This is a genomic window from Eggerthella sinensis, assembly GCF_003339815.1.
Taxonomy (GTDB): domain Bacteria; phylum Actinomycetota; class Coriobacteriia; order Coriobacteriales; family Eggerthellaceae; genus Eggerthella; species Eggerthella sinensis.
In genome coordinates, this window is record NZ_PPTT01000011.1 from 40,588 (window position 1) to 52,344 (window position 11,757).

Annotated in this window: 9 protein-coding genes; 5 read left to right on the forward strand and 4 right to left on the reverse strand. The window is 66.9% G+C overall.

The window, feature by feature from the left end:
- Nucleotides 1-8: 8 nt before the first annotated feature.
- Nucleotides 9-323, reverse strand: coding sequence for a hypothetical protein (locus tag C1876_RS07640; RefSeq protein ID WP_114546130.1), 315 nt, complete (start codon nucleotides 321-323; stop codon nucleotides 9-11).
- A gap of 154 nt (nucleotides 324-477) precedes the next feature.
- Between C1876_RS07640 and C1876_RS07645 the strand changes: the two genes are divergently transcribed.
- From C1876_RS07645 to C1876_RS07655, 3 genes are all read left to right on the forward strand, one after another.
- A complete protein-coding gene (locus tag C1876_RS07645; protein ID WP_114546131.1) occupies nucleotides 478-1,035 on the forward strand; it encodes a TetR/AcrR family transcriptional regulator in 558 nt (185 codons plus the stop codon).
- Nucleotides 1,032-1,784, forward strand: coding sequence for a 4Fe-4S binding protein (locus C1876_RS07650; RefSeq protein WP_114546132.1), 753 nt, complete (start codon nucleotides 1,032-1,034; stop codon nucleotides 1,782-1,784). The genes C1876_RS07645 and C1876_RS07650 overlap by 4 nt, the downstream gene beginning before the upstream one ends.
- Nucleotides 1,785-1,961: 177 nt before the next feature.
- Nucleotides 1,962-2,741 (forward strand): MerR family transcriptional regulator, encoded by a 780-nt coding sequence (locus C1876_RS07655; protein ID WP_114546133.1) that lies wholly within the window; start codon nucleotides 1,962-1,964, stop codon nucleotides 2,739-2,741.
- Between the two features lie 56 nt (nucleotides 2,742-2,797).
- Here C1876_RS07655 and C1876_RS07660 read toward each other — a convergent pair whose 3' ends face one another.
- Together C1876_RS07660 and C1876_RS07665 are read right to left on the reverse strand one after the other, a co-directional pair.
- The gene (locus C1876_RS07660) at nucleotides 2,798-4,321 is read right to left on the reverse strand and encodes an ATP-binding protein (RefSeq protein ID WP_114546134.1); all 1,524 of its coding nucleotides are present in this window, start codon (nucleotides 4,319-4,321) and stop codon (nucleotides 2,798-2,800) included.
- Nucleotides 4,322-4,334: 13 nt separating this feature from the next.
- Nucleotides 4,335-5,867, reverse strand: a complete 1,533-nt coding sequence (locus tag C1876_RS07665) for a vWA domain-containing protein (RefSeq protein ID WP_114546135.1) — start codon at nucleotides 5,865-5,867, stop codon at nucleotides 4,335-4,337.
- A gap of 148 nt (nucleotides 5,868-6,015) precedes the next feature.
- On the opposite strand from C1876_RS07665, the gene C1876_RS07670 reads away from it, so the two are divergent.
- Complete coding sequence (locus C1876_RS07670; RefSeq protein ID WP_114546136.1) at nucleotides 6,016-7,944, forward strand: hypothetical protein; 1,929 nt, start codon at nucleotides 6,016-6,018, stop codon at nucleotides 7,942-7,944.
- Between the two features lie 517 nt (nucleotides 7,945-8,461).
- Here the strand turns inward: C1876_RS07670 and C1876_RS07675 are convergent.
- Entirely contained in the window at nucleotides 8,462-9,802 is a 1,341-nt protein-coding gene (locus C1876_RS07675) for an MFS transporter (protein WP_114546137.1), read from the reverse strand.
- A 265-nt stretch (nucleotides 9,803-10,067) separates the two neighbouring features.
- On the opposite strand from C1876_RS07675, the gene recN reads away from it, so the two are divergent.
- Nucleotides 10,068-11,753 (forward strand): DNA repair protein RecN, encoded by a 1,686-nt coding sequence (recN, locus tag C1876_RS07680; protein WP_114546138.1) that lies wholly within the window; start codon nucleotides 10,068-10,070, stop codon nucleotides 11,751-11,753.
- The last annotated feature ends 4 nt before the right edge of the window (nucleotides 11,754-11,757 follow it).

Below are 11,757 nucleotides of genomic sequence, written 5' to 3' on the forward strand. Positions count from 1 at the left end.
GGTGGTGTTTATGCCGCTGATTGAGTGACCGTCCCCGTCGAAGGTGCCCTTAAATGTGCCTGGGGGGGGGTATAGCCATTTTCTTGCGTCGCATCGAACGCGATGTCGTTCATGAGAACGTACGAGAAATTGGTGCCGCTGCTGCCGATTTCGCTCGCAAGCGTCCTGAGGTCGTTAGCAGTGGCTATCTGATACGGGTCGTCGGAAGTCCCGCTGCCATTGAGCGCCGAAGGGCTCGCGAAGGCGAGGGCGGGGATGGCCAAAACGAGGAGCAGCGAAGCGAAAAGTGCGCGGAGCGGCCGCGCGTTCAGAATGTGCGACATAACACATCCCCCCTTCAGTATCCGTTCATTCTATGCGATAAACCGTGCGGCTGCACCACCTATTTCGCAGTGGAAAAAACGTTCTTGACACCGTGCTCTCCCCTCGTTATATTACAACCGTAATATAACGAGTGTTATGCATGGGAGGCGAACGATGCCGGAGCAGAGGGTGAGCAGGGAGCACGTGCTGGATGCGGCGCTTGCTATCGTGCGTGAGCAGGGGGAATCGACGCTCAGCGCGCGAACGGTGGCGCAGCGAGCCGGGTGCTCGGTGCAGCCCCTTTACAGCCTGTTCGGCGACATGGACGGCCTCGTGCGCGCGCTGTACGACCATGCGCGGGCGTGGGTGGGCGCCTACAACCGCGAGCACGAGCACGACGGGTGCAACGCATTCGAGTCCAACGGTCTTGCGCACCTGCGCTTGGCGCGCACCGAGCGCACGCTGTTCCACTTTCTCTACCTGTCGCCGCACATGCATGCGACGGGCTTCGAGGAGGTGTACGAAAGCGTGGCCATCGACGGCGTGCAGCAGTGCATCGAGGAGTTGGGGCATCTGTCACCCGAGGCGGCGCGCGAGCTGTACCTCAACATGATCGTGTTCGTGCACGGCATGGCCGCCATGCTGGCAACGGGCGCGGAGTTCACCGACGAGGAGCTGCTCGAGCGCATGGACCGCGCGTTCCACGGCTTCGTGAACATGGTGCGCGCATGAGCGCCCGGGGGTCGGGGGCGACGCGACAGCGAGCGCGACGCCTTGTGCTGCTCGTATCGTTCCTGCTGTTTCCCGTTACTATCTTCTATTTCTCGCCGGTGCTCATCATCGAGGGCGCGCTGTCGGGCGCGGTCGTGGCAAGCGCGCTCGTGTTCGCCACGCAGTTTTTCATGTCGCTCGTGCTGCGCCGCGCGTTTTGCGGGTGGCTGTGCGCTGCGGGCGGTTTGCAGGAACTCGGGGCCACGGCGGTGGGCAAGCCGGCGAAGCTGGGATGGCGCACGCGCATCAAGTACGTCATCTGGGTGCCGTGGCTGTGCTCTATCATCGCGTGCGCCTGGGTGGCGGGCGGGTTCACCATGGTCGAGCCGCTCGCGGGCATTCCCGGCGGCGTGTCGATGAACAGCCCGCTGGGGCTTCCCATCTACTTCGGCATCGTGGCCCTGTTCTTCATCCCGAACCTGTTTCTGGGGCGGCGCGCCATGTGCCACTGCATCTGCTGGATGGCGCCGTTCATGGTGCTCGGCGGCAAGCTGGGCCGCGCGCTGCACCTGCCGCAGCTGCACATCGAGCCCGAGGCCGACCGTTGCATCGGGTGCGGGAAATGCGAGAAGGCGTGTCCGATGAGCCTGCCCGTGGAGGCGCTGCTGCGGGAGGGTGCAATCGTCGACGCGGAGTGCATCCAGTGCGCCGCCTGCGCCGACGCGTGCCCGAAAGACGTGCTGAAGCTGCGCATGGGAGGAACGAGATGAGCGGTCGACTGATCGTTTTCGACGCGGGCTAAAGCCAACGGCTTGCGGGCGGCGGACCTCAAGAACACCCCAGGCAACGCATAGGCGCGCGACAAAGCGGGATATTCGCCGGGATTTTCGCTTGACCCTCACGTTACGTGAGGGCTTACACTGGGGGCGCACAGGAAGGAGGCGCTCATGGAGCGGGAACGAACGGACGACGGGTACACGGTGCACGAGTTGGCCGCGTTGTCGGGATGCACGGTGCGGACGCTGCACCATTACGATGAGCTGGGTCTGGTGCGTGCACGGCGCGCTCGGAACGGGTACCGTCGTTACGGGACGGCCGAAGTCGACCGGCTGCAGCAGGTGCTGCTGTACCGCGAGGCGGATATGCCGCTCGCGGACATCAAGCGGCTGCTTGACGACCCCGCCTTCGATGCGCGCGACGCGTTGGCTGGCCACCTGCGCGAACTGCACCTGCGCAAACAGCGTTTAGACGGACTGATTGCGAGCGTGGAGAAGACGCTCGCCTGTATGGAGGGATCTGACGAGATGAACGACCAGGAAAAGTTCGAGGCCTTCAAGCAAGGCTTTGTGGACAAGAACGAGCAGAAGTACGGCGAAGAGGTGCGCGAGCGCTGGGGCGACGATGCTGCGGACGCGAGCAACGCGAAGGTGATGGGCATGAGCCAGGAGCAGTTCGAGCGCACGCAGGCGCTCGAACAGGAGATCAAGGACGCCCTCGTGGCGGCCATGGCAACGGGCGACCCGGCGGGCGAGGAGGCCCAGCGCGCGGCCGACCTGCACCGTCAGTGGCTGAGCGCGTTTTGGAAGGACGGGACGTATTCGAAGGCGGCGCATCAGGGCATCGCCGAGATGTACGTGGCCGACGACCGCTTCAAGGCGTACTACGAGGCCATCGCTCCGGGCGCGGCGGCGTTCCTCCGCGACGCCATCCGCGCATACTGCGCCTAGCGATGCGAGAACGGGTGTTTCACGTGAAACACCCGTTCGTTTTTCTTGCCTGATTCCTAGTGCTCGCCGTTCTCTCCGTTCTCGCTCGTGAGGTCGAGGCGGTTGATGCGGTCGGCGAGGTCGGCGCCGCGCTCGTAGAACAGCAGGTCCTCGTTGTGGGCGAAGTAGCGCTCGCAGCCGTGGTCGTTGATGAACGCCATGCTGTAGCGGTTCACGGACAGGTCGGTGACGAGCAGCAGCATCTCCTGCCCCGACCCGAAGGCGTCCTCCACGAAGCGGAACGCATTGTCGAGCGCTGCCGACGTGGCCGCAATGCGCGCGTCGAGCGCGTCCACCATGTTGGCGAAGAGGGCCTTGACGTCGTCGAACACGACGTTGCGGCCGGAGGTTTCCAGACGCAGCGCCCGGTCGAGCAGCGCAAGCGTGCGCTCGTAAGCCACGTACTTCTCGTCGGAGAGCAAGCCCGCCTTGCGCTCGGTGTCGAGTCGCGTTTGGAGCGACGAGGAGAGGGCGCGCAGATGGGGAAGGAGTGCGGACGGGGTTTCCTCGTCTCGCATCTCCACCAGCATCCCGTGCGCGAATTCCACGGCTCGCTCTTCCAGCACGGTGTCACGCACCCGTCCGCCGAGGGCGTCGGTGATCAACCCCATGAGCGACACGCGCTCGTCGAAACCGGCGGCGCGCGCTCGGTCGAGCACGGCGTCGTCGGCGACGCCTTCCAGAATGCGATCGATCTGGTAGTCGGCGCGGTACTTCGTGAACAGGTCGTAGTACACGCTGAAACGCTTGGCAATTTCGGCATTCTGCACGTACTGCCCGATCAGCAGCTCGTCGACGAGCAATCCCTGCTCTTCGTACAGCTTCATCATGGCCGAGAGGTCGTCCCAGCCGCGCGCGGTGACGAACGACTTGCCGTCCACGGTGGTTTCCACGCGGTAGAAGTGCCCGCGCTCGATGTCGAGGTACGTGAGCACCGCGGGGTGCACGCCCGTTTCCACGGCGAAGTCGCGCCAAGCGGCGAAGTCGGGCTCGACGTCGATGCGCTTGAGGCGGTCCCAAGTGGCGATGTCGAAGTCGTGCGCCGTGCGGTTGTACTCGGGCGGGTTGCCGGCCGTCACCACAATCCAGCCGTCAGGCACGCGATGCCGGCCGAAAATCTTGTACTGCAAGAACTGCAGCATGGCGGGCGTGAGCGTTTCCGACACGCAGTTGATCTCGTCGAGGAACAGGATGCCCTCGCGCTTGCCGGTGGCTTCCATCGCGTCGTACACCGCGGCGATGATCTCGCTCATCGTGTACTCGGACACGTCGTACTCCACGCCGTCGTACGTCTTCTTCGCGATGAACGGCAGGCCGAGCGCGCTTTGCCGCGTGTGGTGCGTCATCGAGTACGACACGAACCCCACGTCGAGGTCCTGCGCGATCTGCTCCATGATGGCCGTCTTGCCGATGCCGGGCGCGCCCAGCAGGAGCACGGGTCGCTGCCGCTCGGTGGGCAGGCGGTAGTTGCCGAACTCGTCCTTCGCGAAGTACGCAACCATCGCGTTCTTAATCTGCTCTTTCGCCTGCTTGATGTCCATCGGTCTGATCCTTTCAGTCGTCCAGGATGACGGTTTCGTCGAGTTCTACCTTCATGGCCCACGTGGGTACCTGCGGGCTTGCGGCGGCGGACGCGTCGTCGACGAAGACGAACGCGGTGTCGTAGTCGGGCTTGCGGGCCGGGTAGGTGCCCTGACCGTCGGTGAAGTAGATGAGGCCGCCGAGGTTCGTGAGGTCGCCGCGCTCAAGGGCGTCGTCCACGTAGGCGAACACGGGGCGGAAGTCGGTGCCGCCGAGGCCCTTGATTTCGAGATGATCGAGGTAGTCGTCCAGATCGCGCAGGTTCGCGATGCGGGCGACGTCCACGATGGCGGCGTCGCACTGCACGATGAGCACGTTCATGTCGGCGAAGAAGCTCGTCTCCGCGCTGAGGATGCCGTAGGTCTTCTCGATGAAGCGGCGAACGAGGCCGTCCTTCGTCGAGGCCGAGGTGTCGATGGCGATGACGAAGTCGCGGATGCGCTTCTCTTCCACGTACTCGAGCGGCTCGATGAGCGGGAGGTTGCCGTAGCGCGTGAGGCCGTAACAATAGTAGACGTAGTCGAATTCGTCGTCGTTCACGCGAATCTGCTCGCCCATGCGCGCGAACTTGCGCAGGAACTCGCGGTAATCCTGCTTCTCGCGCGTCACGGCGCGCAGGTTCATGGCGAGGTTCGCGCCCTTCACGCCCCACAGCTTCGCGTACGCGTCGAGCTGCACGCCCATCTCGAGCGCGGCGTTCTTCCATTGCTCGCGCGAGCGGTCGAGGTTCACCGTGTCGGCGAAGCGCTCTCCCACGGAAGGTTTCGCGTTCTCGGGCGCCTGCTTCTGCGTGATGTCGGCGGGGTCCATGCCGCGATGCGACGCGTGGCTCTTCTTGGCGCGGGACGCTTCGGGCGGCAGGTCGACGTCGGTGCCGTTTTCGGCGGCGGCGTGCGCCTGCGTGGTAGGCGCTCCGTCCTGCTCCTCGGCGCGGCGGCCTTCCTCGGTTGCCGCATCCGCGTCGCTTTCGGCAGCCTGGAGGTGATACCACGGCTCGTGGTCGTCCACGTAGAAGGGCGCGCGCAGATCGGCCAGCTCGGCATCGGCAAGGCCCTCGTCGCCGAGGAAGCGGTAGACGGTTTCGGCTGTGGCCAGCGGCAATGCGGCGTCGATGCGCGCGAGCGTGGCGTGCTGCCGCGCGGCGCGGGTCGTGCGCGTGGCGGGTAGGTCGAGCTCGGAGATGGTGCGCTCTACCACGATGTCGCAGGCGGTGTCCCATCGCAGCGGGTCGATGTGCTCGCCAGGGTAGAGGTGCAAGAACACGTTGTGCAGCACGAGGTGGAAGTAGGCGCGCGTCAGCTCGTTCGGCTCGTCGGCGTAGAGGCGCGCGAGGGCGGCGGGGTCGTAGCGCAGGTGCGCGCCGTCGGTGGCGAGCGTGGCGTTGCGGAGAGGGAGCGGAGCGAGGCGCGCGAATGCGGCGTTCATGAAGCGCAGATTCACGAGCAGGGCATTTTTTGCGAGGTCGAGGGCTTGGCGGGCAAGCGGCTCGACCGATTCGGTCGCCATGGCGGCTCCTTCGACGGACGACGCGTGCAGCGTTGAGGCGGCGCGCGCTTTTTGGCGCTTGCCTTCGCGGCTACGGGCAGTGTAGCATGGGGGAAGCGGGTGGTAAACAACGAGCGCACCGATAAGTTTTGGGAGGTAGCACGAAACTATGTCTACGGATGATCTGGTGTTCTACGACGTTGATACTCCTGTTGATGATCTCATTGAGCAAATGCACAAAAATATGCCGACGCTTGCCGTCCGTGAAGTGAACGTGCTGGACGCCGCGCGGGCGGTGGAGGGCGAGGTGTGGTCGCCGCAGCTTCCGGCCTATCGGGCGTGGGAGGCGGAACCTTCGAAGGACGCGGGCACCGACGGCGACCTGCTGGTGGTGGGCGCGCTGGGCATGGGCTTGACGGACGAGGAGCGCGAAGAGCTGCTTTCCCAGGCCATCGAGCAGGAAGGGGCGCCGGGAGAAGCCGACGCGCGCGAGGTCGCGGCGCGTGCGGCGGACATGCGTGGCGCCATCGGCGTGCGGCGCGACGAGGACGGCTACGCCCTTGTTGCGGTGGACCTGCGGCGCTGTGCGGCGGCGATCGGGCATGCGGAAGGGCTCGTGGTGGCGCTTCCCGCGTACATCGACGGCGTGCCGGTGAAGCGCGTGGCGGCCGAGGCGTTCGCGCGTCGTTTTGTGCAGGGCGTCGGGGTGCGGCTGCTCGTCATTCCCGATACGGTGGAGCGCGTCGGCTCGAATGCGTTTCTGGCGCTGTCGGCGCTCCACATTCACGTGGGTGCCGGCGTGCGCATGCTGGGCGAGCAGCCGTGCGACCTCGCGGGGGTGTCGCCGCGCCTCAAGCGTCGCGAGTATTCGGTGGATGCGCGCAACGAGCGATTCTGCGCGGTTGACGGCAACCTGTTCGCCGACGACGGGGCGTCGCTGCTGTTTTTGGCGTCGCCGTATGATGCGCGCGTGTCGTTGCCGGACGGCGTCGAGCGCATCGGCGCGTCGGCGTTCGCGGCGGGATGCGAGCCGCCTGCGGTGGTCGCGTGCCCGCCCACGCTGGCGCGCGTGGATGCGAAGGGCTGGGACGACGCCGTGTGGCTGTGCTCGGAAGCGGCGCCTGCGGCGCGGACGCTTGCGGCGCGCGGCGTGCGCCTTGCGGGGCCGCGCGCCGTCGAGCTCGAGGGGTGCTGGTACGACTTCGACGAAGCCGGTGCGGTGCTGGTGGCGGGGCCGTCCGCGCCCACCTCGGTGTCGAAGCGGTTTGCGGCTGCGGCCGCCGTCCGCGCCGCGGCGGCGCGTGGGCAGAGCGGGGTGGCGCATGCGCCGTCGCCCGGCGAGCAGGCCTTCGTCGCCGCGGGGGCGCCGGCGCCGGAGGACGTGCTCGTGCTACCGCGGGCGGTGGAGGGTCGTCCGCTCGTGCGCATCGGCGTGCGTGCGCTGCCGTATGCGCCTGCATCGCTCGTGGTGGCCGACACCGTGCGCCTCGTGGAGCGCGACAACGCATGCCGCGGCACGAAGCGACTCGCGCTTCCCGAGGGCCTCGAGGTCATCGGCGCGCATTGCTTCTGCTCGCGCATCCTCGAGGGCCCCGTGCCCATTCCCGCCAGCGTGCGCTCCATCGGCGAGGGCAGCTTCGAGTACGCGGTCTGTCGCCTCGAGCACACGGGCACCGTCGTGCACGTATCGGCCGATCAGCTTCTGACGTGCTTCCTCGTGGACCCGGCCTCCGATGGGGTTCCGTTCGACTACGCTCGTTACGACGAGCTGCTGCGTTCGGGCAAGAACCTGCCCGACAAGCTGGGTGCGGTGCTGCATCGTTTGGCCGTGCCATACCGTTTGGACGACACGACGCGTGCGGTGCTGGTGGCCCGGCTGCGCGAGCAGGAGGCCGAAGCGCTCCATCGCGTCGCGGCCGAAGGCGACCGCGCCATGGTGGAAGCCCTGCTGCGAGCCGGCTTCATCGACGAGCGCACCTTCGACCGGCAAATCGAGCTGCTGCGCGCCTGCAACCGCACCGACTGCGTGCTGTACCTCATGGAGCAGCACCGAGAAAAGAAGAAGCCAATAGCGACAAAGGACCGCTTCGCCCTGTAACGCACCAGATACGAAGCTTGCAAACGTGGACGAGAGGAGGGTATACTACGAGACGAGCCGCAGGGAGCTGTTGACTCCCCACGGCTCTAAGAATCGCTTCGGCGGTTTGGGTTTAACGGTGGCGCTCCTTTCCCCTCCGGGTTAGGAGCGCGTCTCTTATCACCAGGTACAGCTCGATGGTGCGAGAAGCAAGCTCCAAGAGCAAAATCGCCAACGCAATCAACTCCAACACGGTCATGGTCATCACCTCTTTTCATCTAGAATAGTGAGAGGGAGAGGTACCATGCCGCCGGGCGTTTCCTGCTTATCAGTATAGCCAGCTGATTCTACGCGCCGATGGCGTGCGGCACTGTCAAACGCCGTCTCGATCCAGCACGTTTTCCTGCGGGGCCTTGTGTCTTTCCAGCGCGCCCCAAACGTGTTTCCAGCGCACATCAAGCAAAAACGCCGCGCCCGTCCCTCGCGTTTCTCACGCGTTGAACGGGCGCGGCGTTGACCTGCGGGAATCTACGGCTGTTTACTCAGCTGCGCTCGGTTCCATTGCCGGCGTCTCGGCGGCGGGCTGCGTCGCGCTCAGCGCGTTCGTGCGCCGGTCGAGGGCGCGTACGCTCGGCAGAAACACGAGCAGCGCTCCCAGACCCAGGATGACCACGCCGTCCACCACGAAGAAGCTCGTCACGCCGATGCCCTGCGCCACCGCGCCTCCCAGCGCGGTTCCCAGCGGGATGCCGAGGCCCATGAACGCCGACAGCAGCCCCATGACGCGGCCGAGCTTCTCCTCGCTCACGTTCTTCTGCATGAGCGTCATGAGCGGGCCGTTGAACCCGGCGCACGCCACGGCCATCACGCCAATGGCCACGACGAACGCAACGAACATGCTGGTGGGAAGCAGTCCGGCAACCGTCGTCGCCGCGCCCACGACGATGGCGGCCACGGCGATGATGCGTGCGAGCCACGTGCTGCCGCCGCGCACCATGAGCGCGGCCGAGCCGGCCAGCATGCCGATGCCGAACACGGCCGTCACGAGCGACGCCATGTAGCCGTTGCCGTTGAAGTGCGACGACACCATGAGCGGCAGGATGGAATCGAGCGGCCCGTACGCCATCATGCCCAGTACCACGCACAGCACGACCACCGGCAGCCCCTTCGTCGCGGACAGCTCGTGCCAGCCGGACTTCACGTTCGCAAACGCGCTCTGGTTCGCCACGTCGTGCGCGACGATGGTGGGCACCGCGGCGGTCAGCATGGCCAGCACCGACAGCAGCGCGCCCGCGGCATCGAGGAACATGACGGCCTGAAACCCGATCGTCGTATAGAGGAAGATGCCCAGGGCGGGCGCGCAGATCATGGAAATGCTGCTCAGCAGGTTATCGAGCGCGTTGACGCGCAGCAGGTGCTTCTCGGGCACGAGCAGCGGCATGGCCGCGTTGAACGAGGGGGTGCGGAACGCCTGCGCCACGCCGCATGCGGTGGCCATCACCAGCACGAGCGGGAACGAGACGTGGCCGATGGCGATAACCGCGCCTACGACGAGCGCCATGGCAGCGATGAACAGGTCGCAGAGAATGATGACGCGCTTGCGGTTGAAGCGGTCGGCCACCACGCCGCCGAGCGGGGCCAGTAGCCCCACCGGCAAGAACGCGCACACGTACACGATGGCCAGGGCAAGCGGGCTGCCCGTGGTTTCGGTGACGTACCAGACCGCCGCGTAGTTTGCTGCCATGGTGGCGAAGCTGGTGAACGCGAAGCCGGTCCAGACGGCGACGACGGCGGCCAGCCAGCGGCGGGGCAAGCGCCGTCCGCCCACGGCGGCGAGGGGCCCGCGGTTGGCGTCGGAAGAAGGGGGTGGGGTGTTCATGGGGTGCTCCTTTGAATTCGTCGGTACGGTGTTCACGACGCTCATTCTGCGGTTGCGGTACGGTTGCCACCAGCGCTTTTGATTGGAATTTGCCCGCAAGAATTGGTTGCAGGCAGACAATCCGCCGGCAATCCGCAGTGATGCGCATTCAAAGCGCGCTGGAAACGCGTTGGATTCGCGCGGTTCGGGAAACGCCTTTTGTGGGATGCGACGACGCTGGTATACTTGGTGGTTCAAGATCGAGCAGAAGGTAAAGAGGTACGCGATGATCGATGAGATCCAAGTTGAGAACCTCGCGTTGATCCGCGAGGCCGCGCTCGTGCCCGCGCGCGGGCTGACCGTCCTCACCGGAGAAACCGGCGCCGGCAAAACGGCCCTGCTCTCCGCCTTGAAACTGCTCATGGGCTCCCGCGCCGACAAGGACGCCGTGCGCGACGGGGAAGAAGCCCTCACCGTGTCCGGAAGGTTCTACGGCGCGGTTCCGCGCCTCGTGGCCGCCGACCCCTCCGACGAACCCGCCGCCGAATCCTTCGCCGAAGCCGAGCTCGTCGCCACGCGCCGCGTGACCGCCGACGGCCGCTCGCGCGTCTCTCTCGACGGCCGCATGGCGAGCGTCGGCGAGCTCGCGCGCGCCGTGGCGCCCACCATCGACCTGTGCGGTCAGCACGAGCATCAGCAGCTCATGAAGCCTGCGCTCCACGTGCGCATGCTCGACGCATGGGCCGGCGAGGCCGTCGCGTCGGCGCGGGCAGCCTACGAAGCCGCGTTCGCCGCCGCGCAAGCTGCCGCGGTCGAGCTCGCGCGCGTGCGCGAGGCGGGCGCCTCATCGTCCGCGAAGCTCGACGAAGCGCGCTTCGTGCTGCAGCGCATCGACGCGGTGGATCCGCGCGAGGGCGAGTACGACGAGCTGCTGGAGGAGCTCGGTCGCGTGGAACATGCCGAAGCGCTCGCCGTCGCCGCGAACGCGGCGCACGAGGCGCTCGCGGGCGAGGAAGGCGCCATCGACGCGCTGGGCGGCGCGGTTTCGGCGCTCGACGCGGCGGCGCGCTACGACGCGAAGCTCGGCGAGTTCGCCGATGCCCTGCGCGAGGCCGGGTACGTGCTGGAAGACATGGCGCGCGAGACGCGCGACTACCGCGAGGGCGTGGAGTTCGACCCTGAGGCGCTCGCTCAGCAGCAGGAGCGCATGGCCGCGCTGCAGGGTTTGCTGCGCACGTACGGCCCCCGTATGGAAGACGTGCTGGCCCACCGCGCCGAGGCCGCCGACCTCGTGTCGCTCGTGGACGACGCGGCCGAGCGCGAGCGCGCGGCGCAGCAGGACGTCGACCGGGCCGAGTCCGCGCTCGCGGACGCGGCTGCGGCGTTGACGGACGCGCGCGCCGAGGCCGCCCCGCGCTTCGCTGCGGCGGTGACGGCGCAGATGGGCCGCCTTGAAATGGGCGGCGCCGAACTCGTGTGCGACCTGCGCCCCCTCGAGCGCGCGCAGTGGACGAAGGTGGGCCCGCAGGCGGTGGAGTTCCTGTTCCGCCCCGGCACCGGCATGCAGGCGCGCCCGCTCGCGCGCATCGCATCGGGCGGCGAGGTGAGCCGCGTCATGCTGGCCGTCAAGGTGGTGCTCGGCGCGGTAGACGACGTGGACACGCTCGTGTTCGACGAGGTGGACGCCGGCGTGGGCGGCTCGACCGCCGTCGCCCTGGCCGACGTGCTGGCCGACCTCGCGCGCACGCACCAGGTGATCGTCGTCACGCACCTCGCGCAGGTGGCCGTGCGCGGGCAGGCTCACTACGTGGTGCGCAAGGCCGCCGGCGACGAGAACGCCCTTCCCGAAACCGACCTGCGTCAGCTTTCCGTTGACGAGCGTCCCGCCGAGATCGCCCGCATGCTGTCGGGCGACGCCACCGAGACGTCGCTCGCGCACGCCCGCGAACTGCTGAAACGCGCCGCCGAGTAGGCCG